Below are 26,239 nucleotides of genomic sequence, written 5' to 3' on the forward strand. Positions count from 1 at the left end.
TATGGCGACCGGCGCGGTGATGCACACCTTCGATGTCCAGATCGCCGACGTCGACCGCGGTCTCTACGAGGAGGTAGCGCTGCGCATGGCGCGGCATCCCTCCGAGACCGACGCGTTCATGGTGACGCGACTGCTCGCCTATTGCCTGGAGTACACCGACGGCATCGCGTTCACCGAAGGAGTCTCGGCCACCGACGAACCCGCCGTCTTGGTGCGCGACGCGACCGGCGCGATCACCGCCTGGATCGAGGTCGGCGCTCCCGACGCCGATCGGCTGCACCGCGGTAGCAAGCTCGCCGACCGCACCGTCGTCTACAGTCACCGCGACCCGGCCAAGCTGCTGCCGCTGTGGGCGGGCAAGAAGATCCACCGCGCGGAGGATATCCCGCTGCGCACGTTCGATGTCGGCTTCGTGGATGCTGCGGCCGCCGCGGTCGCGCGCCGCAACGCCGTGACCCTCTCGGTGACCGAGGGGCAGCTGTACCTCGACGTCAACGGCGTGAGTCTGTCGTCCGCGCTGCACGAGCACGCCCTCGCCTGACGCGACCGTGCATGCGCCGCAGGCACACGGGCGGCCCGGGTACGCCGGATTGGTAGGGCTTGCCTTCCTGGCGTCGGTGTCCGGGGCACCTTAGCGTGAGGGGATGACCGAGATCACCTCTGCCCATCCCGACGAGCCCCACCGCGCCGGAATGGCCCAGCGGCTGAACTGGCTGCGGGCCGGCGTGCTCGGTGCCAACGACGGCATCGTATCCACGGCGGCGGTCGTTGTCGGTGTCGCCGGGGCAACGTCGGAGGTCATGCCGGTGCTGCTCGCCGGGTCGGCGGCACTCGTCGGCGGCGCGATCTCCATGGCCCTGGGCGAGTACGTGTCGGTGTCGAGCCAGCGCGACTCGGAGCGTGCGCTCATCGAAAAGGAGCGCAAGGAACTCGCCGACGACCCCGAGGCCGAGCTCGCCGAGCTCATCGGCATCTACCGAGCCCAAGGACTCACGGAAGACACCGCCACGCGCGTCGCGACCGAGCTGACCGCGCGCGATGCGCTCGCCGCCCACCTGTCGGCCGAGCTCAACATCGATCAGGACGACGTCGTGAGCCCGTGGCACGCCGCGCTCGCCTCGGCGATCGCCTTCACCGTCGGTGCTCTGCTGCCGATGGCCACGATTCTGTTCCTGCCGCACCCGGCGCGCCTCATCTGGACGTTCATCGCCGTGCTCGTCGCGCTCGCGGTCACCGGCTACCTCGCCGCATGGATCGGCGGCGCGAACCGCGGACGCGCGATCATGCGCACGGTCATCGGTGGTGCGCTGGCGCTGGGCGCGACGTATCTGGTGGGCACCCTCTTCGGCACCACCGTCGGCTGATTCGGCGCTTTTCGACTCGCGGCTGCGCCGCACCGCTCGACGATCCCGGCGCGTAGGGTGAGCCGCATGCGGACACCGGTGGCGTATGTGCGCGGGGCGCGGCATCCCGAGGCCTTCCACGGCCGCGGCGCGGGGCGTCCGTTCTTCGAGGGCTGGTACGTCAAGCTCGTCACCGCCGATCGTTCGCAGCGCTGGGCGGTGATCCCCGGGGTCTTCCGCGGCGACGGTTCGGGTGGGATGCCGGTGGACGAGGCCTTCGTGCAGGTGCTCGACGGGGTGTCGGGACGCTCGTGGTACCACCGATTCGACGCCCACGAGTTCTCGGCATCCGAGCGGATGTTCGATGTGCGGGTCGGAGCGAACCACTTCGATGCATCCGGGGTCGAACTCGATCTGCCGCAGCTGCGTGGCCGCCTCTCGTACGCGACACCGCTCGAGCCGTGGCCGGTGACGCTGCGTGAGCCGGGGATCATGGGTTGGTACGGGCTCGTCCCCTTCATGGAGTGCTTCCACGGTGTCGTCTCGTTCGGCCACACCCTCGCCGGCACGCTCGCGGTCGAGGGCTCCGACGTCCGCTTCGACGACGGCCGCGGCTATATCGAGAAGGACTGGGGTCAGGCCTTTCCCGCGGGGTACGTGTGGCTCGCGTCCAATCACGTCGACGCGACCAGCGGTGACGGGGCGGGGGCCTCGCTCGTGGCGTCGGTGGCCATCATCCCGTGGCTGCGCGGATCGTTCCGGGGTTCGATCGTGGGTCTGCGCCACGGCGGGCGCCTGCACCGCTGGGCGACGTACAACGGCGCCCGTGAGCGGGAACTGCAGATCGACGATGACCGCGTGCGGTGGAGCATGAGCGGGCCCGACGGCATCCTGGAGCTCGAAGCTCAACGGGTACGCGGAGGGTTGCTGCACTCACCGCTGCGCACCGCCATGCATCAGCGCGTGGAAGAGACACTCGACGCACGCGTGCGCATCCGGCATACCGACGCCGAGGGACGAGTGCTGCTGGAGGGGACGGGGGAGTGCGCGGGCCTGGAGGTCTTCGGCGACATCGAGCGCCTGCTCACTCTGCCCTGACGTGGTGGCCGCCGAAGAAGGCGGCCACCACGACGTGCGACCGGCTCAGACGCGGACGAGCATCTTTCCGGTGTTGGCTCCACGCATCATCGCCAGGAAGGCGTCGACCGTGTTCTCGATGCCGTCGACGATCGTCTCGTCATAGGCGATGCCGCCTTCGGCGAACCACCCGCTCATCTTCTGCTGGAACTCGGGAGCGAGGTGGAGGTATGCGGCGAGGGTGAATCCCTGCATCCGCAGTCCGCGCGTGATCATGTTCGACATGTTGTCGGGCCCGGGTGTGCGCTCGGTCGTGTTGTAGCCGGCGATCGCACCGCAGAGCGCAGCCCGTCCACCATCGTTGAACACGTCGAGTGCAGCTTCGAGGTGGCTGCCGCCGACGTTGTCGAAGAACACGTCGATGCCGTCGGGCGCGGCCTCCGCCAGGAGCGTGCGCACATCTGCGGACTTGTAGTTGAACGCGACGTCGTAACCGTACTTCTCGGTCAGCAGCGCCACTTTCTCCGGCGTTCCGGCCGAACCGATCACGCGACCGGCGCCGAGGCGCTTGGCGATCTGGCCGACGGCGGTGCCGACGGCACCTGCCGCGCCGGACACGAACACGGTGTCGCCGGGCTTCAGGTTCGCGATCGCGGTGAGGCCGACATAGGCGGTCAGGCCGGTCAGGCCCAGGATGTGCAGGTTGAGCGACAGCGGCATGCCCGGGATCTCGGGGAGCGCGCGGAACGTGGCGGCATCTGCCTGGACGATGTCCGACCAGCCGTGCTGGTGCAGCACCACGGTGCCCACCGGGAGGTCGTCGGATGCCGAGGCGACCACGCGGCCGACGGCGCCGCCGGCGATCGTCGCGCCGATCGCGTAGGGCGCGACGTAGCTGCGGGTGTCGTTCATACGACCGCGCATGTAGGGGTCGACGGAGACGAACTCGTTGCGCACGCGTACCTCGCCCGGCTGCGGGGCGCCGTAGGTGACGTGTGCGACGTGGAAGTCGGCGGGAGTCGGCCAGCCGACCGGGCGGGCGGCGAGCTGGATCTGGGTGCTGGTGACGTCTGTCATTCGTTCTCCTTGTGGGATGGGTTCGGGGAGGCGGCGCGGGTGGCGTCAGAGGAGGAGGCCGATCGCGAGGGCGATCACGCCAAGGAGGGGGATCGTTCCCTGCTTGAGAGCCGCGCCCGCCTTTTCGGGGCTCGACAGCAGCAGCACGAGCGCGGCGGCGGCCATGGATCCGGCGCCGGCGAACACGAGCGCGGCACCGGCCGCGGTCGACCCGGTGGCGAACAGGATGACGCCGACGGCGACGACCACCGCGAGGAACAGGTTGTAGAAGCCCTGGTTGAAGGCCATCTCACGAGTGGCCAGCGCCTCTTCCTCGGTCGTGCCGAAGGTGGCGCGGGCGCGCGGGCTGGTCCAGCCGATGGATTCCAGCCAGAAGATGAAGACGTGCACGAGTGCCGCGATGGAGGCGAGCACGAGACCGACGACGACCATGGGGGTTCCTCCTCTGCGTCTCGAAAGACGCACTGTTTCTGAACTGACTGTTTCAATATATACTGAAACGATCGTTTCCGAAAGGGGCAGGCGCCCATGGCGAGAAATCGCGAGTTCGACCGCACGGCGGTCGTCCGCGCCGCGCGCCAGTTCTTCTGGGAGCACGGCTATGAGGACGCCTCGATCGCGGGGCTCGAAGCCGCCACCGGTCTGAACCGATCGAGCATCTACAACGCCTTCGATTCCAAGCGGGGGTTGTTCGACGCCGCGGTGCAGAGCTACCTCGATGAGATCGTCCGCCCGCGGCTGCAGCCGCTGCAGGTTCCGACGGTCGCCGCCGACGCGCTCGCCGACTACCTGCGGGGCCTCGCCGATGCGTTCGCCCGCGTGGGTTCGATGCCGGCCGAACACGGATGCCTGCTGATCAACGCCGCGGGAGCACCGGTTGCGCGCGACGCGGAGGTCGCCCGGGTCATCGATGACTATCGCGCAGAACTGCACGACGCGTTCGCGCGGGGTGTGCAGGCGGCGCTGCCCACGGCATCCCGGGCTCGCCGTGCCCGCCTGGCCGACGCCGTCACCGGCCAGGTCGTCGCGGCCTTCGCGCTCGTGCGGATCTCGCACCGCGAAGCGGTGCACAGTCTCGAGACCGCCGCCGCACTGCTCACACCTGACGCCGGCGACTGAACGCAGCAACCCCGCCCAATAGACGCGGCGGCGACAGTCTGCGCACAGATTCGCCCTCACGTCCACCGCGCGCCGATGCATCGTCGTTCTAGTCTTCCCTCACCGCGTCACTGGGGACCACGGTGCACGCATGACCACGCGAGGGCGGAGCATGGCAATGAGCGACTTCGGCAACACCACACCGATCCATCTGGAACGCGGCGACGGCAAAGGGCTCGCCGCAGGCACGCTGGGGCTGTGGGGGTCGACCGTCATCGGCCTGGCATCCACCGCGCCGGTTTACTCCCTGGTGGCGACACTCGGCTTCGTGGTGTTGGCGGTGGGTGCGCAGGCGCCGATCGCCTTCATCATCGCCTTCGTGCCGATGCTGTTCACCGCCTTCGCCTACCGCGAGCTCAACAACGCGGTGCCCGACTGCGGTACCACCTTCACCTGGGGTACGAAGGCGTTCGGACCCTGGGTGGGCTGGATGGGCGGCTGGGGCGTCGCGATCGCCGGAATGGTCGTGCTCGCCAACCTCGCCCAGATCGGCTCGATCTACTTCTGGGCGCTGTTCGGACTCAGCCTCGAGAACAACGATTGGCGCATCATCCTCGTCGCGGTCGTGTTCATCGCGGCGATGACGTGGGTGAGCTGGCGCGGCGTCGAGATCGGTGAGCGCATCCAGAACGTGCTGCTCGGGGTGCAGTACCTCGCCCTGGCGGTGTTCGTCGTCGCCGCGCTCTGGCAGTTCTTCGCGGGCAGCGCCCCGGCGGCGACGCCGTTCGAGTGGGACTGGCTGAACCCCTTCGCCTTCACCGACTACCACGGCTTCACCGAAGCCGTGCTCCTCGCTCTGTTCATCTACTGGGGATGGGACTCGTGCCTCGCCCTGAATGAGGAGACGAAGGATCCCAAGCGCATTCCGGGCCGCGCGGCCCTGCTGACCACCGTGATCCTCCTCTTTACGTACGTGTCGGTCACGATCGCGGCGATGATGTACGCAGGGCTCGGCGAAGACGGCACGGGTCTGGGCAACGCCGACAACGCCGACGACTTCTTCCTGGCGGTCAAGGACGGCCTGCTCGGACCGTGGGGCTGGCTGCTCGTCGTCGCGGTGCTGATCTCGGCGGTGTCGTCGACGCAGACGACCATCCTCCCGACGGCGCGCGGGACGCTCGCGATGGGCGTCTACCGGGCGCTGCCGGCCCGCTTCAAGAACGTGCACCCGGTGTACAAGACGCCGTCGTTCTCGACGATCGTCGGCGGTACGGTCGCCATCTGCTACTACCTCGGGATGACGCTCATCAGCGACAACATCCTGCAGGACTCGATCTCGTCGCTCGGTCTCGCGATCGCCTTCTACTACGCGATCACGGGCTACGCCTGCGTCTGGTACTTCCGCCGCGACCTGCGCACCTCCGCCCGCGACCTCTGGCTGAAGGGCATCTTCCCCCTGCTGGGCGCCCTCATGCTCACGTTCGCCTTCGTGCAGTCGGCGATCGACATGTACGACGTCGCCTACGGCAACACGGTGCTGTTGGGCATCGGCGGCACGTTCGTCGTCGGTATCGGGGCGCTGCTGGTCGGGGTCGTCCTGATGTTCGTCTGGTACGCCTTCCCCCGCTCGAAGCCGTTCTTCCAGGGCCGCGCGCTCAACCGTGAGACGCCGGTGCTCGTGCCGGAAGAGCCGGGCGACATCATCCGCTCGATCGACGGCGGCATCTGAGGCCGGCGCCCTCTCCCGCATCCTCTCTCCTGACATCGACAAGGAACATCATGCGCATCCTCATCGTCGGCGCCGGCGGCGTCGGCTCGGCCGCCGTCCGCATCGCCGTCCGCCGCGACTTCTTCGACAAGCTCGTGGTCGCCGACTACGACCCGGCGAGGCCGCAGGCTCTCGCCGACGAGGTCGGCGACCCCCGCGTCGAGGCCGCCCACGTCGATGCCTCACGCGCCGACGCCGTGGCCGGCCTCATCGAAGCCCACGGCATCACACATGTGTTGAACGCCGTCGATCCGCGCTTCGTCATGCCCATCTTCGAGGGCGCGCTCGCCGCCGGTGCCACCTACCTCGACATGGCGATGAGCCTGTCGCACCCGCACCCTGAGGAGCCGCACACACTGCCGGGCGTCAAGCTCGGCGACCAGCAGTTCGCGGCGGAGCAGCAGTGGAAGGATGCCGGTCAGCTCGCCCTCGTCGGTATCGGCGTCGAGCCCGGGCTGTCGGATGTGTTCGCCCGCTACGCCGAAGACCACCTGTTCCGTGAGATCGACGAGCTCGGTGTGCGCGACGGTGCCAACCTCGTCGTGGCGGGGTACGACTTCGCTCCCTCTTTCTCGATCTGGACGACGATCGAGGAATGCCTGAACCCGCCGGTCATCTATGAAGCCGACCGTGGCTGGTACACGACGGCCCCGTTCAGCGAGCCGGAGGTCTTCGACTTTCCCGAGGGCATCGGTCCAGTGGAGTGCGTGAACGTCGAGCATGAAGAGGTTCTCCTGATGCCGCGGTGGACGAAGGCGAAGCGCGTGACATTCAAGTACGGCCTCGGCGACGAGTTCATCGGCGTGCTGAAGACCCTGCACAAGCTCGGGCTCGACAAGACCGACAAGGTGACCGTCAAGGGCGTCGAGGTCTCGCCGCGCGACGTGGTGGCCGCGTGCCTTCCCGACCCGGCGACCATCGGCGACAAGATGAGCGGCAAGACGTGCGCCGGGGTCTGGGTGACCGGCACCGGCAAAGATGGCCGCCCCCGCTCGACGTATCTCTACCACGTCGCCGACAACGAGGACACGATGCGTGAGTACGGCTCGCAGGCCGTGGTCTGGCAGACGGCCATCAACCCGGTCATCGCCCTCGAACTGCTCGCGACGGGCGTCTGGACGGGCACGGGGGTGCTCGGGCCCGAGGCCTTCGACGCGAAACCGTTCCTCGATCTGCTCGCCGCTCCCGCTCCCGACGGCTACGGCTCGCCGTGGGGCATGGAGGAGAAGCCCGTCTGAGCGGCGGTCTCGCCACGCCGCTCGACGGGACCGCCGGTGCGAGGATGGACAGATGGCCACCTACGTCATCTCCGGAGCGGGCTCCGGCATCGGCAACCTCATCGCCGAGCGGCTGGCGGCGCGCGGCGATGAGCTCGTGCTCGTCGTCCGCGACGGCGCCCGGGCCGACGACCTGTCGCACGCGTTTCCCGGCAGCGTGCCGATCATCGCCGACCTCGCGCACCCCGAGACCCTCGCCGACGCCGTCCGCGATGCCACCGGCATCCCCGATCGGATCGATGCCGTGGTGCACGCCGCCGGCATCGTCGAACTCGGTCGCGTCGGCGATCTACCGGTATCGGCATGGACCAGTCAGCTCGCCGTCAACCTCGTCGCCCCGGCCGAACTCACCCGGCTGATGCTGCCCCGGGTGCGCGCCGCGCGCGGTCAGGTGTTGTTCGTCAATTCGGGGGCCGGGCTGGCGGCGCACCCCGGTTGGGCGGCGTACGCGGCATCCAAGCACGGGTTGAAAGCGCTCGCCGACGCGCTCCGAGGCGAGGAAGCGCCCCACGGTGTGCGCGTGACGACGGTGTACCCCGGGCGCACGGCGACACCGATGCAGGCCGAGGTGCACGCCCAGGAGGGGACGGCGTACGACCCCGACCGCTGGATCGATCCGGCGTCGGTCGTGACGGCGGTGCTCACCGCACTCGACCTGCCGCGCGATGCGGTGATCAGCGACCTGACGGTGCGACCCGGACCGCGATGACCGATCAACCCGTCGACGCCGCCGCCGCGCTCGATGCCCTCTTCGACGAAGCGCGACGGCGGTTGGCCGGCTCACCGAGGGAGCGACTGGGCGACTGGGCACACTCCCGACGTCTGCTCGGCATCGGCCGCGCGCCGCGCATCGTCGCCGTGGGCGAGGCATGGCACGTGGGGGCCCTGCTCATCGGAGATACCGCCGTCTACGCGACCGCCGACGTGCTGCGAGCCCGCACCGAAGCGGTCCGCGGCTACACGGCCGACGCGCAACGCGCGCGCTCGGAGCGCGCCGCCGCCGCCGCACGCGGCGGCTTCGCCGACGGCGAGGTGGTGCACCTGGGTGCGATGCGGATCGACCTCGACGCCGTCCGCCGCGGCGAGGCGTCGGGACCGCTGTCGCTGGTCGACGGCATCCCGAGCATCGTCTGGAACGCGGCCGGCTCACGCCGCCCACTCGCCGACTACCTCGACGACCAGTTGTCGCTGCGCTGAGGGTCGCCGTGCGCGGCCGCGCTCAGTCGGCGCGGATCGGGCGCACGACGCGGCAGGGGTTTCCGACCGCGACGACACCGGACGGGACGTCGCGGGTGACCACCGAGCCGGCGCCGATGATGCTGTCGTCTCCGATCGTCACACCCGGGACGATCGTCACGGATCCGCCGATCCACACGTTGTCGCCGATCGTGACCGACGATGCGCGCTCCCAGCCCTCGCGGCGGCGCGTGCGCTCTTCGGCGTGGTTGGGCGTGTAGATGCTGCAGCGCGGACCGATGAGGCAGTCGGCGCCGATCGTCACCGCGCCGCCCCCGACGATGAGGAAGTCCTTGTTGATGAACGTGCGGTCGCCGATGGCCAGGCCGACGCCGTAGTCGAGGTTCAGCGGGGGACGGAAGTCGATGCCCTCGCCCGCACCCGGGACGAGCTCGTGGAACAGCCGCTGCGCTTCGTCGGGATCGTCGAAGAAGATCCGGTTGATACGGGCGCACGTCGACTGCGCGTACCAGGTGAGATCGGGCAGGGATGCCGAGGCGCGGTAGCGGATCCAGTCGCCGGCGAAGAGGGCGCGCACATCGTCGTCCCTCTCGATGAGCTCTGCCAGATCCATATTTGTTGTCATGTGGAACATATTAGTGGAAGGATGAGAACGCGGCGGTGCCGCCGCAGAACGGGAGCCCCCATGACCATCGCCCGCGCCGCCGTCGACCTCGATGTGACCGGTCCGCAGATCAGCCGCCACCTTTACGGGCACTTCGCCGAACACCTCGGCCGGTGCATCTACGGCGGGTTCTGGGTGGGGGAGGACTCGCCGATTCCGAACGAGCGCGGCATCCGCCTCGACGTCGTGGAGGCCCTCCGTCGTCTGCAGGTGCCGAACCTCCGCTGGCCCGGCGGATGCTTCGCCGATGAGTACCACTGGCGCGACGGCATCGGCCCGCGCGCCGAGCGCCCGACGATGATCAACACCAACTGGGGCGATGTCGTCGAGAGCAATGCGTTCGGCACCCACGAGTTCATGGACCTCTGCGACATGCTGGGCGCTGAACCGTACGTGAACGGGAACGTCGGCAGCGGAACCGTGCAGGAGATGAGCGAGTGGGTGGAGTACCTGACCCGCTCCGGCGACAGCCCCATGGCGCGTCTGCGCCGCGAGAACGGGCGCGACGAACCGTGGCGAGTGCCCTTCTGGGGGCTCGGAAACGAGGCGTGGGGCTGTGGCGGCAACATGACGCCCGAGTACTACACCTCGCTCGCCCGGCGGTATGCGACCTTCTGCAAGGAGCACGATGGCAACCGCCTGTACCGCATCGCAGCCGGGGCCGCCGACGACGACATCCGGTGGACCCACGCGCTGATGGCCTCAGCGACGTCGTCGAACGCGCCCGACCCGCAGCGTTCACCGTTCCAGGCGATCTCTTTCCACTACTACACGCACGCGGGCACCGGCATCCAGAAGGAGTCGGCGACGGCTTTCTCGCGCGACGAGTACGTTCGCACGATCAGCAAGGCGTACGAGATCGAGCGGGTGATCCGTGCCCACGAGGCCGTGATGGATGCCTACGACCCGAACCGCGAGATCGACCTCGTGTGCGACGAGTGGGGCACGTGGTGGAGTGTCGAACCCGGTACGAACCCCGGCTTCCTCTTCCAGCAGAACACGGTGCGCGATGCGCTGGTCGCCGGCATCCACTTCGACGTGTTCCACCGCCACGCGGCTCGCCTGCGCATGGCCAACATCGCGCAGACCCTCAACGTGCTGCAGGCCATGATCCTCACCGACGACGAGGGGGGTCTCGTGCTGACCCCGACGTACCACGTGTACGAGATGAACGTCGGTCACCACGACGCGCTGTCGCTGTCGGCGCGCGGCGTCGACGTGCCGACCGTGTCCGTCGACGGCGCGGAGGTGCCGGCGCTGTCGCTGTCGGCATCCACGAAGAACGGCACCGCGCTGCTGTCGCTCACCCACGTCGGCGTCGACGGCCCGCTGAGCGTGGACGTCGACCTGCGCGGCCGGGCCGTATCGCTCGTGGGCGCCCGTGTGCTGACCGGCGCGAATGCCGCCGCCCACAACACCCCCGCACAGCCCGATGCGGTCCGCCCCGTGCCGCTGAACGCGTCGATGGAGGGTAGTGTGCTGCGCCTGCAGCTGCCGCCGCACGCGTTCGCGACCGTCGAGCTCGCGCTCGCCTGACCGCACCTCACCCCCCGCCACCCCGCCCCCGCCCCCGCCCCCGCCACCCCGCCGAAACGCGACCTGGCGCCCGAAACGAATCGTCGTCTCGGGCGCCAGGTCGTTTCTCGGCGAGAAGCGGAAGAGGCGAAAGACCGCTACTCGACGTGTACCCCCACGATCCGGCTGTCGGCCGGGGTCACCCGGTGCGCGGTGCCGGTGAGGGTGATCGTGGCCGTCGTCTCGCGCTCCGCGACCGACGCGCCGACCCACAGGTCGATGCGTCCCGGCTCCACGATGCGCGCCCCCTCGCGACCGGTGAAGGCGAGCCGCGCGCTCGGAACGTCGAACCGCACGCGGGCCGATGCGCCCGGCTCGAGCGAGACGCGTGCGTAGCCGAGCAACTGCGCGACGGGACGCACGACGCTGGCATGCACGTCGTGCGCGTACAGCTGTACGACGTCAGTGCCCGCGCGGTGGCCCGTATTGGTGACGGTGACGGCGACCTCGAAGGTCCCCGCGGCCCGCGCCTCCGCCGGTGCAGACAGGTCGGTGCGCGCGAACGTCGTGTACCCGAGGCCGAAGCCGAAGGGGCGCACGGGCGTGCTGTCGGCGCTCGTCACATCGCTGTCGCCGCCGAGGATCGGATGCAGGTACGAGAACGGCTGCGCACCCGCCGATCGCGGAAGCGACACGGGCAGTCGACCCGACGGGGCGACCGCGCCGGAGAGCACGCGCGCAATGGCCGTGCCGCCCTCCTCGCCGGGGAAGAACGCCTGCACCACTGCGGCCGGCACCGAGCCGGCGTCGCCGTCGAGCGCCCATGACAGGGCGTACGGCCGTCCCGTCACCACGACGAGCACCACGGGGGTGCCGGTCGCGACGACCTGCTCGACGAGCTCGCGCTGCACCCCCGGCAGCTCCAGACTCTCGGTGTCGTTGCCCTCACCGACCGTGCCGCGGCCGAACAGGCCCGCCCGGTCGCCGACCACGACGATCGCCACGTCGGCGGATGCCGCGGCATCCACCGCCCCCGCGAAGCCCGAACGGTCATCGCCCTCGACATCGCAGCCTGCCACCGAGACGACCGACGCCGCGGGCAGCTCCTCCCGCAGCGCTTCCGCGACGGTCGGGATCTCGAAGCCGAACGGCGTTCCGGGGTGATGCGCGAGCACGTGGTTGGCGAAGGAGTAGCAGCCCATCAGCGCCGAGGCGTCGTGCCCGTTGGGCCCGATGACCGCGATGCGCCCGGGGCGGCCTTCTGGACCCAGCGGCAGGGTGCCGTCGTTCGCGAGCAGCACGAGCGAACGCTCCGCGAGTTCGCGGGCGACCGTGCGGTGCGCCGGCGAGTCGAGGTCGATCTCGGTCGGCGCCGCGCTGTGGTCGGGATCGAGCAGGCCCAGATCCTCCTTCTGGGCGAGCACGCGTGCGAGGGCGCGGTCGACGAGCGCCTCGTCGATGCGTCCGTCGCGCAGACCCTCCAGCAGCGGCGCCGCGTAGGCGTCGCCGCTCGGCAGTTCGACATCGATGCCGGCCGTCAGCGCCAAACGTGCCGCTTCGGTGCGGTCGGCCGCGACGGCGTGCATCGTCTCGAGGAACGCGATCGCGAAGTAGTCCGACACGACGACGCCGTCGAAGCCCCACTGTCCGCGCAGCAGATCGGTGAGCAGCGTCGGGTCGGATGCCACCGGGATGCCGTCGATGTCGGTGTACGAGTTCATCACCGACCGCGCCCCGCCGTCGCGCACCGCCATCTCGAACGGCGGCAGGAAGACGTCGGCGAGCTCACGCGGACCGGCGTGCACCGGGGCGTGGTTGCGACCGGCTTGCGATGCCGAGTAGCCGACGAAGTGTTTCAGGGTCGCGTGCACGCCGGCATCCTGGATGCCGCGGACGTACGCCGTCGCAATCGTTGCCACCACGTAGGGGTCTTCGGCGATGCACTCGTCGACGCGCCCCCACCGTGGGTCGCGGATCACATCGAGCACGGGCGCCAGTGTCTGGTGCACACCGAGCTCACGCATCGAGTCGCCGATGAGGCGACCCATCCGATGCACCAGGTCGGGGTCGAACGCCGCGCCCCACGCCAGCGGCGTCGGGAACGTGGCCGCCCGCCACGCGGCCAAGCCCGTGAGCGACTCCTCGTGCACGATCGCGGCGATGCCGTGACCGGATGCCGCGCGCAAGCGCTGCTGCTCGTTCCAGAGCCAGCTCGCCCGCTCCGCGGCATCCACCGGACGTGTGCCGTAGACCCGCGTGAGGTGACCGAGGCCGTGGGCGGAGATCTGCTCGTACCGGTCGGACGAGGCCATCTCGCCGGCCATCGGCGCCACCACCTCATCGCCCTGGTCGACCCAGAAGCCCACCAGCTGGGCGACCTTCTGCTCGAGGGTCATCGCCTCGATGAGCGCGGCCACCCGCGGCGACGGCGGTGGCACAAGGCGGTTGTCGAGGGAGGTGTTGTCGGAGATCGTCATTCGGATCAGCCCTTCACGGCGCCGGTGAGGCCGCCGACGATGCGACGCTCGAACAGGCTGAAGAACACCAGCGCAGGAAGCATCGACAGAGAGGTGAAGGCCAGCACTTTGGCGGTGTCGACCGAGTACTGAGACGAGAACGCCTGCACACCCAGCGGCAGGGTGAAGCTCGCCTCGTTGTTGAGGATGAACAGGGGCAGCAGGTAGCTGTTCCAGCTGCCGATGAACGCCAGGATGCCGACGGTGATCACGCCCGGCACCGACAGTGGCAGCACCATCCGCCAGAAGAAGCCGAGGCGGCTGCACCCGTCGATGAACGCGGCCTCCTGGATCTCGTCGGGAATCGCCCGGAGGAACGGCACGAGGATGATGATCGTCGTGGGCAGAGCGAACGCGATCTGCGGCAGGATGATGCCCGCCAGCGAGTTCATGAGCCCGAGGTCGCGGATCACGATGTACAGCGGCGTGATCGCCACGGTGATCGGAAACATCAGCCCCGCCGCGAACAGCGCGTACAGCACCCCGCGCCCGCGGAACGGGTAGCGCGCGATGACGTAGCTGGCCATGAGGCCGAGCGCGACCACGCCCGCCGTGGTGGCGGTGGCGGCGATGACCGAGTTGAGCACCTGGCGCCAGAACTGCGGACCGGTGAGCACCGTCAGGTAGTTCTGCGCGTTCCACGGGTCGGGCCATCCGGCGGGGTCGACGGTGATCTGCGAGTTGCTGCGGAACCCACCGATGACGATGTACAGCACCGGGGTGAGCATGAGGGCGATCACCACGAGCGCGATGAAGTAGACCAGCGGGCTGCCCCAGGGCAGGCGCTCCTTCGCGCGCCGCGGGCCGGATCCTCGCTGTGTGCGTGAACCCGTCGAGGGGGTGACAGTGGCGGTGTCGGCGGTGAGAGCGCTCATCGCGTCTTCTTCCCTTCGGTGATGGCACCAGCGGTGTCTCGTCGCAGCACGAAGCGCTGGTAGATGAGGGCCACGATGAGCGAGATGACGAAGATGACCACGGCGACCGCGTTGCCGTAGCCGTAGTTGCCGGCGTTGCGGCCGTTGACGACCATGTAGGTCGCCATCGTGGAGGTGCCGGCCGTCGACGCGACGTACTGACCCCAGATGATGTAGACGAGATCGAACAACTGCAGGGCGCCGATGATCGAGAGGAACGCCCAGATGCGCAGCGTGGGTGCCAGCAGCGGGAGCGTGATGCGCCAGTGCGCCTGCCAGTAGCCGGCGCCGTCCAGGGCGGCGGCCTCGTAGAGCTCCTCGGGGATGCCCTGGAGCCCTGCGAGGAAGAGGATGACGGCGAAGCCGACGTACTTCCAGGTCAGGATCGCCATCAGCGTCCAGATGGCGATCGCCGGGTCGGCGATCCAGTCGTGCGCGAACGCGCCCAGCCCCACGCTTTCCAGCATCCCGTTGAGGGCGCCCTGCGTCTGCAGCATGAGCCCGAAGCCGGTGCCGACGACGACCTCGGCGATGACGTACGGCACGAACATCAGCACGCGGATGATCGACTGACCGCGCATCCGGCGGTTCAGCAGTAGCGCGAGCAGCACGGCGATCGGGCCCTGCAGCACGATCGAGGCGATCACGATGAAGCCGTTGTGGCCGAGCGCCTCGATGAAGGTCGGGTCGGTGAGGATCGTCAGGTAATTCTGCAGTCCGACGAAATCGGTCGGAGCGCCGTAGCCCTGCCACCGGAAGAAGCCGTAGAACGCCGCCATCACGACGGGGAAGATCACGAAACCGAGGAACATGACCAGCGCGGGGCCGACCAGGAGCGCGATTTCGAGTCTGCCGGCCCATCCCAGCCCACGGGGACGGCGGCGCGGCAGGGGCGGGGGCGGCGTCACGCCGCCCCCGCCGTGCTGCGCGAGATCCGTCTCCGGGTCGGTGACGGCCACGGAGGTCTCGCGAAGGGACACGATCCGATCAGCCCTTCTTGGCCGCGTCGGTGACCGACTGGATCATCTGCTTCGGGTCGCTCTTGCCCGCCAGCAGGTCGACGACGGCGACGTTGAGCGCGTTGCCGACGTTCTGACCGAGCACGGTGTCGAGCCACTGCGACACGAACGGCGCCTTGTTGTAGGCGGCGAGGACCTCCTGCAGGTAGGGCTCTTTGACGGCCGCCTGAGCGGTCTTGTTGACCGGCGGCGCGCTGAACGCCGCGTAGTACGCCTTCTGCTGGTCGGCCGAAGCGATGAAGTTCAGGAAGTCGGCGCACTCCTTGGGTGCCTTGACCGAGCACGAGTACCCGTCGACGCCGCCCATCATCGCGCCGGGCTCGCCCTGTCCGCCGGAGATCTCCGGGAAGGGGAACCAGGCGAGGTCGGGAAGCGGCTTCTCGTCGGGGGTGAGCGAGGCGATCACGCCCGGGTCCCACGCGCCCATGAGCTCCATGGCGGCCTGGTGGTTGGCCACGAGACCCGCCGAGCTTCCGGCGCCCTGTTGGGCCGACGTGGTCAGGAAGCCCTCGTTGAACGGCTTCGTCTCGGCGAAGTCGTTGAGGTCCTCCGCGGCCTTCAACCAGCATCCGTCGCTGAAGTCCTTCGAGTCGCCCGTCTTCTCGAGCGTCTGCGCGCTGCATTCGCGCAGTGCGAAGTTGTAATACCAGTGCGCGGCCGGCCAGGCGTCCTTGCCGCCGAGAGCGATGGGCGCAACGCCCGAGCTCTTCAGCTTGCCGACCGCCGACTCGAGGTCGCTGATCGTCGTGGGGGCCGTGGTGATGCCCGCCTTCGTGAACAGGTCGGAGCTGTACCAGAAGCCGCTGGGCAGCACGGCGAGCGGCATCGCCCACACCTTGTCCTGGTAGGTCTCGGCCTTGAACGAGCCCTCGGAGATCTCCGACTTCGCGGTGTCGCTGATCTTGTCGGTGAGATCCATCAGCTGACCCGCCTGCACCATCGCCGCGAGCTTGCCGCCGCCGCGCTGCAGGAAGATGTCGGGGGCATCGCCCGCGTTCAGTGCGGTCTGGAGCTTGCCGTCCATGTCTTCGTTCTGCACGGACTGCATCGTGATGGTGACGTTCGGGTTCGCCTTCTCGAACGCCGCGATGGCGTCTTTCCAGAACTGCTGACCGGCGCCGGTCGTCGAGTTCTGCCACAGCGTCATCTCGACCTTGCCGTTGCTGCCCGCGTCACCGGAGCCGCTACAGGCGCTGAGCCCGAGCGCGCCCACGACCAGGAGCGCCGCTCCGGTCAGGATCTTTTTCGCCTTCATGTGATTCCTGTCCTCCTCATTGAGCCTCACCCCGGACATTCGGGGCACGGAGCATCCCGGCAGGTGTTCGGGCCGGAATGAGCCCAGTGTGTCCATTTGTTGTCAACGGCGTCAAACGTTTTCAAAAACCTTTTCAATAACGTTTCCTCACCCGTAGGATCACCACCGTGAGTCACAGAGCCACCATCCATGACGTCGCCAGAGCTGCCGGCGTCTCCGTCGCCACGGTGTCCAAAGCGGTCAACGGGCGCTACGGCGTGGCCAGCGCCACCGTCTCGCGCGTGCTCGATGCCGTCGCCGAACTCGGGTACGAATCGAGCCTCGTGGCGAGCAGCATGCGTTCACGCCGCACCGGGGTGGTGGGGGTGCTCGTCTCGGACTTCGAGCCCTTCAGTGCCGAGGTCCTGAAGGGCGTCGGCGCCGCGCTCAGCAGCCATCGGTACGACCTGCTCGCGTACGCCGGTGCCCGCGACAGCGACCCACAGGGGTGGGAGCGTCGCTCGCTCAGCCGCCTGAGCGGCACTCTGATCGATGCCGCGATCATGGTCACGCCGACCGTCGTCGGCGTGAACGCCGACGTGCCGATCGTCGCCGTCGACCCTCACTCGGGACGGGTCGACATCCCCTCGGTCGAATCCGACAGCCTCACCGGCGGATTCGAGGCGACCGCGCATCTCATCGAACTCGGTCATCGCCGCATCGGCTTTCTTGCCGGGCGCCCCGAACTCCGCTCGTCCGAGATGCGCGAGGCGGGCTACCGGCGGGCACTGCGCCAAGCCGGCATCCGGTTCGACCCCGCGCTCGTCGCCGTCGGCATGTACGACCCCGACACGGTGCGGGTCGTCGGCAGGGCGCTGCTGCAGCAGCCCGATCGGCCCACGGCCGTGTTCGCCGCCAACGACCGCACGGCCCTGGGGCTCATCGAGGTCGCCGCCGACCTCGGCCTCGATGTGCCCGGCGACCTGTCGGTGATCGGCTTCGACGACATCCCCGAGGCGTTTCTCACCGCGCGCCCACTCAGCACCGTCCGCCAGCCGATTCAGCGCCTCGGCGCCGAGGCGGCGAGGATGCTGGTGACGATGCTCACCGGGGCGATGCCGGAGGCGACCCATCTCATGCTGCCGACACGGCTGATCCCGCGGGCGACCACCGCACCGCTGCGCTGAGTCGACGCGCCGGATACCGGGCGTCAGGCGACGTCGAGCGGATCGGTCAGGAGCGCGTCGAAGGCCATCTCGGCGGCACCGACCAGCAGACGGTCGGGGCCGAGCGCGGCGGATCGCAGCTGAAGCTCCTCCACGTTCATCGCCATGGCTTGGTCGCGCACCGCGGCCAGAAGTGCGTCGGCATCCTGTTCCAAGATGGTGGCCAAGAAGCCGCCGAGCACCACGGTCGAGGGGTTCAGCACGTTGACGGCGTTGGCGAGCGCGGTCGCGAGGATGCGGCGCTGGCGCTCGACCTCCGCGGCGACCTCGACGCTCTGCGACGTGCGGATCGCGTGCTCGAGCGTCGGCTCGTCGGCGCTGTGCAGGCTCACCACGGCCAACAGGCGCGATCGGCTCACCTCGTCTTCGAGGGTGCCCTGCACTCCCGATCGGCGGTCGGCGGGGTGTGCGATACCGGGCCGGTTCTGCCCGAGCTCGCCCGCGTAGCCGCCGGCGCCTCGCACGAGATGCCCGCCGATCACGAGTCCGCCGCCGATGCCGCTCGCCCCACCGTTGAGGTAGATCAGATCGCTGATGCCGCGTCCCGCGCCGTACATGCTCTCGGCGAGGGCGCCGAGGGTTGCGTCGTTGTCGATCGCGGTCGGCAGGCCGGTGGCGCGTATGAGGTCGTCGCGCAACGGTGCATCCGTCCAGTCCAGGTGCGGCGCACGGCGCACCAGCCCGTCGGCGGCGCGCACGAGTCCCGGCACAGCGAGCCCGATGCCGGCGATGCGGTGGTCGGCGAGCGTGTCACGGCGCCACCGCGCGATGACATCGGCGGTGAGGGAAGCCGCTTCCTCCGCCGAGATGAGACCTGCGAGATCGATGCGCTCCCGCAGCACGATGGCTCGGTCCAGGCCGACGGCCGCGATGGTCAGCGCGTCGACTTCGGGGTTGACGGCGATCGCGACGACGTCGGAGGCTGCGGCCACCGACGGGGAGGGGCGTCCGACGCGACGCTGAGCCTCGGGGGCGCCTTCGCTGACGAGTCCGGCGCCCACCAGATCGGCCACGAGGGCGCCGATCGTGGAGCGGTTCAGGCCGGTGAGCTCGGTGAGTGCGGCACGTGAGAGGGGGCCGTCTTCGTGCACCAGGCGGAGCACGCGCGAGAGGTTGGCGCGCCTCACGCCCTCGACCGTTCCCTCTGCCCGTGCCACGCGTCAACCCTAGAGGTGCGCGGGCCTCACGACGTGGTGGACCGGGGGTGCGTCGTGGTATAGGTTGTTGCTAACAACAAAAGTGCCTCGCGCACGTCTTCGCGAAGGAGCGTCATGACCACCCCGACCCCCGCCGACAAGTTCACCTTCGGTCTCTGGACCATCGGCTACAACGGCACCGACCCGTTCGGTGGTCCGACCCGCCCGCCGCTCGACGTCGTGCACGCCGTCGAGAAGCTCGCCGAGCTCGGCGCCTACGGGCTCACGTTCCACGATGACGACCTGTTCCCGTTCGGATCGAGCGACGCGGAGCGTCAGCACCAGATCGATCGTCTGAAGGGTGCCCTGGATGCCACGGGCCTGAAGGTCCCGATGGTCACCACGAACCTGTTCAGCGCCCCCGTCTTCAAAGACGGCGGATTCACGTCGAACGACCGCGACGTGCGCCGCTTCGCCATCCGCAAGGTGCTCCGCCAGATCGACCTCGGTGCCGAGCTGGGTGCTCAGACCTTCGTCATGTGGGGTGGCCGTGAGGGCGCCGAGTACGACTCCGCGAAGGACATCCGCCAGGCGCTGGAGCGTTACCGCGAGGCCGTCAACTTCCTCGGCGACTACGTCGTCGACAAGGGGTACGACATCCGCTTCGCGATCGAGCCCAAGCCCAACGAGCCCCGCGGCGACATCCTGCTGCCGACCGTGGGCCACGCGCTCGCGTTCATCAACTCGCTCGAGCGTCCCGAACTGGTGGGCCTCAACCCCGAGGTGGGTCACGAGCAGATGGCGGGCCTGAACTTCGCCGCCGGAATCGCCCAGGCGCTGTACCACGGCAAGCTCTTCCACATCGACCTCAACGGCCAGCGCGGCATCAAGTACGACCAGGACCTCGTGTTCGGTCACGGCGACCTCCACAACGCGTTCGCGCTCGTCGACCTCCTCGAAAACGGCGGCCCGAACGGTGGCCAGGCATACGAGGGTCCGCGTCACTTCGACTACAAGCCGTCGCGCACCGAAGACGAGACGGGCGTCTGGGACTCGGCATCCGCCAACATGCGCACCTACCTGCTGTTGAAGGAGCGTGCGGCCGCGTTCCGCGCCGACCCCGAGGTGCAGGAGGCGCTGACCGCCGCCCGCGTGGCCGAGCTCGCACAGCCGACGTTCGCGGAGGGCGAGAGCTACGACGACTTCGTCGCCGACCGCTCGGCCTACGAGGACTTCGACACCGACGCATACCTGGGCGGCAAGGGCTTCGGCTTCGTGCGGCTGCAGCAGCTGGCCACCGAGCACCTGCTCGGCGCGCGCTGACCCGCCAACCCGCCCACCCACCAGGACACCGATGCGATGTCTCGGTGGGTGGCGGCGGTGCCTGAAGAGAGGATGCCGAGATGGCACTCGTGATGGGCGTCGACTCGTCGACGCAGTCGTGCAAGGTCGTCATCGTCGACACGGCCACCGGTGCCGTTGTCCGCACCGGCCGTGCCGCGCACCCCGACGGGACCAGCGTCGATCCCGACGCGTGGTGGAGCGCGCTGCAGACGGCGATCGCGGATGCCGGGGGCATGGACGACGTGGAGGCGTGGGCGATCGGCGGGCAGCAGCACGGCATGGTCGCACTCGACGCGCGCGGTGCGGTCGTCCGTGACGCCCTGTTGTGGAACGACACGCGCTCGGCGGGTGCCGCGACGGACCTGATCGCCGAGTTCGGCGCCGACGAGCTCGCCGCGCGCACGGGCCTGGTGCCCGTGGCTTCCTTTACCGTCACCAAACTGCGCTGGCTGCGCGATGCCGAGCCCGCCCACGCGGAGGCCGTCGCCGCCGTGGCCCTGCCGCACGACTGGCTCACCTGGCGCCTGCGTGGCTTCGGACCGGTAGCCGAAGGCGCGCCTGCGTTCGACGAGCTGGTCACCGATCGCTCGGATGCGTCGGGCACGGGGTACTGGAATCCGTCCACCGGCGGATACGACCGTGATCTTCTGATCGCCGCTCTGGGGCACGACGCCGCCCTGCCGCGCGTGCTGGGTCCGACGGGATGGGTGACGGATGCCGTGGGCCGCCGCGTCGGCCCGGGAGCGGGCGACAACGCCGCCGCCGCCCTCGGCGTGGGCGCCCGGCTGGGTGACGTGGTCGTCTCGATCGGAACCAGCGGCACGGTGTTCGCCGTCAGCGCCGAGCGCACGATCGACCCGACCGGCACGGTTGCGGGCTTCGCGGACGCCGGCGGGAACTTCCTTCCGCTGGTCGCGACCCTCAACGCGGCCCGCGTGCTCGACGCGATCGCGCGACTGCTCGCCGTCGACCATGCCGAGCTCAGCGCCCTCGCCCTCGCCGCGGCACCCGGTGCGGCCGGACTCAGGCTGCTGCCGTACTTCGAGGGGGAGCGCACGCCCAACCTGCCCGATGCGACCGCCGAGCTCACCGGTATGACCCTCGCCTCCACGACCCGCGAGAACCTCGCGCGGGCGGCGGTCGAGGGCATGCTGCGCGGGCTCTCCGCCGGTCTCGACGCGATCCGCGGGCTCGGCGTGCCGATCGAGCGGGCGCTGCTCGTCGGCGGCGGGGCGCAGTCTGAAGCGGTGCGTCGGATCGCCCCGGAGGTGCTGGGTGTGCCCGTCGAAGTGCCTGCCGCGGGGGAGTACGTCGCGCTCGGCGCGGCCCGTCAGGCCGCGCGCATCGCCGCCGAGAGCGAGGACGTCGAGATCACCTCCTGATCACAGACGTCGAGCGCGGCCGTCTCACTTCTGGTCGTCGGGCGCGGCATCCGCCGCGCCCGGTCGGCTCGGGATCGCGAGGGAGATGTCCTCTTGCGGAAGCGAACCGGTTCGATTAGCTTGTCCTTGTCGATACGCAGCAATCCGCGTCTGATGCGACATCGTTCGATGATGTCGCGGGATTCGATGGTGCGGTCGACAGTTTTCACCCATCTCGCGCCGCCGAGCTGGTCGAACGGGTTCGACGAAGAACAAGGAGGCATCGTGGCAACGATCGGAGACGTCGCGCGGGTTGCCGGTGTTTCACGCAGTACCGTCTCGTACGCGCTCTCCGGCAAACGCACGATCTCGGAGGAGACCCGCGGGCGCATCGAGCAGGCGATCCGCGAGCTCGACTTCACGCCGAACGCGGGCGCCCGCGCTCTCGCCACATCGCAGACGATGGTCATCGGTCTGCTGGTCCAGTTCTTCCGCGACGAGTTCTCGCCCGCCATGCTGCAGTACGTTCTGCCGATTACCGAGGCTGCCCGCGAGGCGGGTTACGACGTCCTGATGATGACCGAGGACGACGGGCCGCAGGCCCTGCGGCGCGTGACCGATTCGGAGATGGTCGACGGCGTGGTGCTGCTCAACGTGGCCCACGACGACCCGCGCATCCCGATGCTGCGCGCCGCCCGCCAGCCGGGCGCGCTGGTCGGTCTGCCGAAGGACACGCACGGTCTCGACGTCTTCGATCTCGACTTCGGGGAGTCGGCGCGCATGCTCGTCGATCACCTGCACGCGCGCGGCCACCGTGAGATCGTCCTCATTTCGCCGCACGAGCACGTCATCGCACGTGGTGGAGCGTATGCGTGGCGCTTTCGCGATGCCGCCCTCGAACGTGCCGCGCGCTACGGTCTGCGTATTCACCCGTACTGGGGACAGACCGAGCAGCCCGCCATCAACGAGGCCCTCCATGCGATCCTCGACGAACGCCCCGCGGCGACCGCCGTCATCGTTCACAACGACGCGATGATCGCCGCGCTGCCGTGGGTGCTCAACGCCCGCGGCGTGCGCGTTCCCGACGACCTCTCGGTCGTGGGTATCTACACCGAAGACTTCGGCCGGCTGTTCTCGCTGCCCTACACGGCGATAGAGACATCCCCCGACAAACTGGGCCGCGCCGCGGTCCAGGCGCTCGTGCGCAGGATGCAAGACGCCGACGGTGCGGGATCACCGATCGTTCGCTTCATCGCGCCCGAGCTCACTGATCGGGGCAGCACACGCTGACCGGCTGAGGTGCTGACCCGCACACCCCCGAACGCCGAGCACGGAGCTCGGCGATCATCCATCGACAACATCGAACCGGTTCGATCGCTTACGCGAAAACAGGCATTCAGAGAGGAATACCGTGCACATCACACATTCGGCCCGCATCGTCGGGGCCACCATCATCGGCATCGGCATCGCCGTCACCGCGACGGCGCTGGCCGGCTGCTCATCATCCCCGTCCGGCAGCGGTACGGGCGGTATGTCCGGCAGCGCCGGCGGAACCTATAACCTGTGGGATCCGTACCCCGACCGCGACTCCTCGTCGGCGTGGGCGAAGGCCATCGATGTGTGCGCGAGCGAACTCGGCATCACGATCAAGCGCACCGCCAGCAACACCGGTGACACGGTCAAAGACCTCACCACCGCGGCACCCAACCTTCCCGATGTCGCGCTCATCGACAACCCGAAGGTTCCGACGCTGGCCGCGGCCGGACTGCTCACGTCGAACGCCGACTCGGGGCTCGACACCGCCGACATTCAGGACAACATCCTCACGGCGGGACAGGTCGACGGAAAGACCTACGGTGTGCCGGTCGGCGCCAACACCCTCGGCCTCTACTACAACCCGACGGTACTCAGCGCAGCGGGGGTCGACATCGCGACGGTGACGGACTGGGCGAGCCTCACCGCTGCTCTGGAGAAGGTCGTGGCTGCGGGCAAGAAGGGCATCACCTTCTCCGCCGTCGGCACCGAGGAAGGGTCGTTCCAGTTCCTGCCGTGGTTCTGGGGCGCCAAAGCCGATCTCACTCAGCTCGACTCCTCGGCGGCGCAGTCGTCATTGCAGCTGTGGACCGACTGGGTGAAGAAGGGACTCGCCCCGAACTCCGTGCTGCAGAACACGCAGGGCACCAGCTGGGACGAGTTCAAGACCGGCGAGTACGCGTTCGCGGAGAACGGCTCGTGGTTCCAGGGCGACGCCGACAAGGCTGGCTACAAAGTCATCCAGATCCCCGGGGAGAGCGGCGGGGCCGCTCCGGCACCCACGGGCGGCGAGTTCCTCACCATCCCGGTGCAGAAGGATGCCGCGCGCTACGCGACCTCGGTGAAGATCGTCAACTGCCTCACGGCGGGCAACGCCGCCGCGGATGCGCTGGGCTACGTCGCACCGACAAAGGCGGGCCAGGACGCGCAGCTGAAGGCCGATCCCACCCTCCAGGGATGGATCACGGCGGTCGCCGACGCGAAGCCGCGCACCGCCGACAACCTCGGAGTGAAGTACGCCACCATCTCGGAGCAGCTCTACACCGCCGTGCAGAATGCGCTGAGCGGATCATCCTCACCCGCCGACGCGCTGAAGGCCGCGCAGGCCGCCGCGTCGCGATGACACGCTGAGCACCCTCCGATGACCACGACCCTCCGCCCGCTTCCGCGAAAGGACCCGGCGATGCCCGCGACACCACGGGGTCCTCGAGCGGGTACGGGCGGAGGTGTCTCCTCGCGACGGAGACAGCGCCTCACGTCTCAACTGGTCGCCTGGGCGTTCATCGCCCCCGTCGTCCTCTACCTGCTCTTCTTCTACGCGTACCCGCTGGTGCGCAACCTCGATCTGAGCTTCCGCGACTACACGCTCGCCTCGTTCATCACCGGCAATGCCGACTGGGCAGGGCTGAGCAACTACATCGCGGTGCTGCAGGATGCTTCCTTCGCGCCGGCCATCCTCAACACAGCGGTCTTCACCCTGGGGTCGATCCTCTTCCAGTTCGCCATCGGGCTCGCCCTCGCCGTCTTCTTCTTCCGCCGCTTCCCGCTCTCGGGGACGCTGCGCGCTCTCTTCCTCGTGCCGTGGTTGCTGCCGCTGCTGGTGTCGGCGTCGATCTGGTCGTGGATGCTCAACAGTGAATCGGGCATCGTCAACGCCGGCATCCAGGCGCTCGGGGCACCGCAGATCAACTGGCTGACGTCGCCGCAGTGGGCGCTGGTGTCGGTGTTGATCGCCAACATCTGGATCGGCATCCCGTTCAATCTCGTCATCCTGTACAGCGGACTGCAGAACATCTCCACCGACGTGTACGAGGCGGCATCCCTCGACGGCGCCAACGCCTGGCAGACGTTCTGGCGTATCACCTTCCCGCTGCTGCGTCCGGTATCGGCCATCACGATCCTCTTGGGGCTCGTCTACACGCTGAAGGTGTTCGACATCATTTGGATCATGACCAAGGGTGGTCCGGGTGATGCCTCCACGACCCTCTCGATCTGGTCGTACCGGTTGGGCTTCGGCGGCGGAACGCCCGAGCTGAGCCCCGCGGCAGCCGTCGGCAACGTGCTGATCGTCATCGCATTCGTGTTCGGCCTCATTTACATCCGCCTGCAGCGGAGGGTGGACCCGTCATGACGAGGCGGCTCATCGACACCGTCATCGGCGTGATCCTCACAGCGGTGATGCTCTTTCCCCTGTACTGGATGGTGAACGTCTCGCTCACCCAGCCCGACCGGCTCCGCAAGGATCCGCCCGACCTCTTCCCGGTGAACCCGACCTTCGCGGGCTACGAGCGGGTCATCAGCGACCAGCTGCCGTACCTGCTCACGAGCTTCGTCGTCGGGATCGGCGCCGTGGTGCTGACCATCGCCCTCTCCGCGCCCGCCGCCTACGCGCTCGCGAAGCTGCGCCCGCGTGGACGCACCGTGCTCAACTTCGTCCTGCTCATCGCCCAGATGATCCCGAGCATCATCATGGCGATGGGGTTCTATCTGATTTTCTCCACGTGGGGACTGCTCAACACGATCCCCGGGATGATCCTCGCCGATTCGACGCTGGCCGTTCCCTTCGGCGTGCTGATCTTCACGGCGTTCATGTCGGGCATTCCGGACGAACTGATCGCCGCCGCGAAGATCGACGGTGCCGGGGCGTGGCGGACCTTCCGTTCGGTCGTGCTGCCCATCAGCCGCAACTCCCTCGTCACCGTCGCCCTGTTCACCTTCCTGTGGGCGTGGTCAGACTTCATCTTCGCCTCGACCATCAACCGCGGCGGCGACCTGCAGCCGATCACGATCGGCATCTACCGCTACATCGGCAACAACACGCAGGACTGGAACGCGATCATGGCGACCGCCGTGGTCGCCTCGGCCCCCGCCGCGCTCCTGCTCATCATCGCCCAACGCTATGTCGCCGCCGGGGTCACCGCCGGCGCCGTGAAGGACTGA

Annotated in this window: 24 protein-coding genes; 16 read left to right on the forward strand and 8 right to left on the reverse strand. The window is 68.8% G+C overall.

Annotated features, from left to right (window positions below; translation table 11 throughout):
* Nucleotide 1 precedes the first annotated feature (1 nt).
* The 3 genes from ITJ43_RS04090 (at nt 2) to ITJ43_RS04100 (ending at nt 2,441) form a co-directional block, all read left to right on the forward strand.
* Nucleotides 2-541: a YaeQ family protein gene (locus tag ITJ43_RS04090; RefSeq protein WP_194582532.1), complete on the forward strand. Its 540-nt coding sequence runs from the start codon at nt 2-4 to the stop codon at nt 539-541.
* A 103-nt stretch (nt 542-644) separates the two neighbouring features.
* Nucleotides 645-1,364, forward strand: coding sequence for a VIT1/CCC1 transporter family protein (locus ITJ43_RS04095; RefSeq protein WP_194582534.1), 720 nt, complete (start codon nt 645-647; stop codon nt 1,362-1,364).
* 66 nt (nt 1,365-1,430) lie between these two features.
* Nucleotides 1,431-2,441 (forward strand): tocopherol cyclase family protein, encoded by a 1,011-nt coding sequence (locus ITJ43_RS04100; RefSeq protein WP_194582536.1) that lies wholly within the window; start codon nt 1,431-1,433, stop codon nt 2,439-2,441.
* A gap of 45 nt (nt 2,442-2,486) precedes the next feature.
* On the opposite strand, the gene ITJ43_RS04105 is transcribed toward ITJ43_RS04100, so the two are convergent.
* Together ITJ43_RS04105 and ITJ43_RS04110 are read right to left on the reverse strand one after the other, a co-directional pair.
* Nucleotides 2,487-3,497 carry an NADP-dependent oxidoreductase gene (locus tag ITJ43_RS04105; protein WP_194582538.1) on the reverse strand — a complete coding sequence of 337 codons (1,011 nt, stop codon included), beginning with the start codon at nt 3,495-3,497 and terminating at the stop codon, nt 2,487-2,489.
* A gap of 45 nt (nt 3,498-3,542) precedes the next feature.
* Nucleotides 3,543-3,929: a DUF1304 domain-containing protein gene (locus ITJ43_RS04110; protein WP_194582540.1), complete on the reverse strand. Its 387-nt coding sequence runs from the start codon at nt 3,927-3,929 to the stop codon at nt 3,543-3,545.
* A 96-nt stretch (nt 3,930-4,025) separates the two neighbouring features.
* Between ITJ43_RS04110 and ITJ43_RS04115 the strand changes: the two genes are divergently transcribed.
* The 5 genes from ITJ43_RS04115 to ITJ43_RS04135 all read left to right on the forward strand — a co-directional run bounded on the left by ITJ43_RS04115 (nt 4,026) and on the right by ITJ43_RS04135 (nt 8,837).
* Nucleotides 4,026-4,616 carry a TetR/AcrR family transcriptional regulator gene (locus ITJ43_RS04115; protein WP_194582542.1) on the forward strand — a complete coding sequence of 197 codons (591 nt, stop codon included), beginning with the start codon at nt 4,026-4,028 and terminating at the stop codon, nt 4,614-4,616.
* A gap of 157 nt (nt 4,617-4,773) precedes the next feature.
* Entirely contained in the window at nt 4,774-6,324 is a 1,551-nt protein-coding gene (locus ITJ43_RS04120) for an APC family permease (protein ID WP_194582544.1), read from the forward strand.
* A gap of 50 nt (nt 6,325-6,374) precedes the next feature.
* Nucleotides 6,375-7,601 carry a saccharopine dehydrogenase family protein gene (locus ITJ43_RS04125; protein ID WP_194582546.1) on the forward strand — a complete coding sequence of 409 codons (1,227 nt, stop codon included), beginning with the start codon at nt 6,375-6,377 and terminating at the stop codon, nt 7,599-7,601.
* 52 nt (nt 7,602-7,653) lie between these two features.
* The gene (locus ITJ43_RS04130; protein WP_194582548.1) at nt 7,654-8,349 is read left to right on the forward strand and encodes an SDR family oxidoreductase; all 696 of its coding nucleotides are present in this window, start codon (nt 7,654-7,656) and stop codon (nt 8,347-8,349) included.
* Entirely contained in the window at nt 8,346-8,837 is a 492-nt protein-coding gene (locus tag ITJ43_RS04135) for a glutaminase (protein ID WP_194582551.1), read from the forward strand. Before ITJ43_RS04130 ends, ITJ43_RS04135 begins: the two co-directional genes overlap by 4 nt.
* A gap of 22 nt (nt 8,838-8,859) precedes the next feature.
* On the opposite strand, the gene ITJ43_RS04140 is transcribed toward ITJ43_RS04135, so the two are convergent.
* Nucleotides 8,860-9,462: a sugar O-acetyltransferase gene (locus ITJ43_RS04140; RefSeq protein WP_228495474.1), complete on the reverse strand. Its 603-nt coding sequence runs from the start codon at nt 9,460-9,462 to the stop codon at nt 8,860-8,862.
* 60 nt (nt 9,463-9,522) lie between these two features.
* Between ITJ43_RS04140 and ITJ43_RS04145 the strand changes: the two genes are divergently transcribed.
* Nucleotides 9,523-11,037, forward strand: coding sequence for an alpha-N-arabinofuranosidase (locus ITJ43_RS04145; RefSeq protein WP_194582555.1), 1,515 nt, complete (start codon nt 9,523-9,525; stop codon nt 11,035-11,037).
* Between the two features lie 137 nt (nt 11,038-11,174).
* Here ITJ43_RS04145 and ITJ43_RS04150 read toward each other — a convergent pair whose 3' ends face one another.
* The 4 genes from ITJ43_RS04150 to ITJ43_RS04165 are packed head-to-tail and all read right to left on the reverse strand — an operon-like array spanning nt 11,175 to nt 16,720.
* Nucleotides 11,175-13,493: a beta-glucosidase family protein gene (locus tag ITJ43_RS04150; protein WP_194582557.1), complete on the reverse strand. Its 2,319-nt coding sequence runs from the start codon at nt 13,491-13,493 to the stop codon at nt 11,175-11,177.
* 5 nt (nt 13,494-13,498) lie between these two features.
* Nucleotides 13,499-14,407, reverse strand: a complete 909-nt coding sequence (locus ITJ43_RS04155) for a carbohydrate ABC transporter permease (RefSeq protein ID WP_194582559.1) — start codon at nt 14,405-14,407, stop codon at nt 13,499-13,501.
* Nucleotides 14,404-15,426: a carbohydrate ABC transporter permease gene (locus ITJ43_RS04160; protein WP_416361059.1), complete on the reverse strand. Its 1,023-nt coding sequence runs from the start codon at nt 15,424-15,426 to the stop codon at nt 14,404-14,406. Before ITJ43_RS04160 ends, ITJ43_RS04155 begins: the two co-directional genes overlap by 4 nt.
* A 7-nt stretch (nt 15,427-15,433) precedes the next feature.
* Nucleotides 15,434-16,720 (reverse strand): ABC transporter substrate-binding protein, encoded by a 1,287-nt coding sequence (locus ITJ43_RS04165; RefSeq protein ID WP_194582568.1) that lies wholly within the window; start codon nt 16,718-16,720, stop codon nt 15,434-15,436.
* A gap of 167 nt (nt 16,721-16,887) precedes the next feature.
* Between ITJ43_RS04165 and ITJ43_RS04170 the strand changes: the two genes are divergently transcribed.
* Complete coding sequence (locus ITJ43_RS04170) at nt 16,888-17,886, forward strand: LacI family DNA-binding transcriptional regulator (protein WP_194582570.1); 999 nt, start codon at nt 16,888-16,890, stop codon at nt 17,884-17,886.
* Nucleotides 17,887-17,909: 23 nt separating this feature from the next.
* Here the strand turns inward: ITJ43_RS04170 and ITJ43_RS04175 are convergent, their stop codons facing one another.
* Nucleotides 17,910-19,082: an ROK family transcriptional regulator gene (locus ITJ43_RS04175; protein WP_194582572.1), complete on the reverse strand. Its 1,173-nt coding sequence runs from the start codon at nt 19,080-19,082 to the stop codon at nt 17,910-17,912.
* Between the two features lie 114 nt (nt 19,083-19,196).
* On the opposite strand from ITJ43_RS04175, the gene xylA reads away from it, so the two are divergent.
* From xylA to ITJ43_RS04205, 6 genes are all read left to right on the forward strand, one after another.
* On the forward strand, nt 19,197-20,384 hold the full coding sequence (gene xylA, locus ITJ43_RS04180) for a xylose isomerase (protein WP_194582574.1): 1,188 nt from the start codon (nt 19,197-19,199) through the stop codon (nt 20,382-20,384).
* An 80-nt stretch (nt 20,385-20,464) separates the two neighbouring features.
* Nucleotides 20,465-21,787, forward strand: a complete 1,323-nt coding sequence (locus ITJ43_RS04185; RefSeq protein WP_194582576.1) for an FGGY family carbohydrate kinase — start codon at nt 20,465-20,467, stop codon at nt 21,785-21,787.
* Between the two features lie 264 nt (nt 21,788-22,051).
* Nucleotides 22,052-23,056, forward strand: a complete 1,005-nt coding sequence (locus ITJ43_RS04190; protein ID WP_194582585.1) for a LacI family DNA-binding transcriptional regulator — start codon at nt 22,052-22,054, stop codon at nt 23,054-23,056.
* 121 nt (nt 23,057-23,177) lie between these two features.
* Entirely contained in the window at nt 23,178-24,422 is a 1,245-nt protein-coding gene (locus ITJ43_RS04195) for a sugar ABC transporter substrate-binding protein (protein WP_323741121.1), read from the forward strand.
* 18 nt (nt 24,423-24,440) lie between these two features.
* The gene (locus tag ITJ43_RS04200) at nt 24,441-25,430 is read left to right on the forward strand and encodes a carbohydrate ABC transporter permease (protein ID WP_228495475.1); all 990 of its coding nucleotides are present in this window, start codon (nt 24,441-24,443) and stop codon (nt 25,428-25,430) included.
* Nucleotides 25,427-26,239: a carbohydrate ABC transporter permease gene (locus ITJ43_RS04205; protein WP_194582587.1), complete on the forward strand. Its 813-nt coding sequence runs from the start codon at nt 25,427-25,429 to the stop codon at nt 26,237-26,239. Before ITJ43_RS04200 ends, ITJ43_RS04205 begins: the two co-directional genes overlap by 4 nt.

This window comes from Microbacterium sp. VKM Ac-2870 (assembly GCF_015350795.1).
GTDB lineage: Bacteria > Actinomycetota > Actinomycetes > Actinomycetales > Microbacteriaceae > Microbacterium.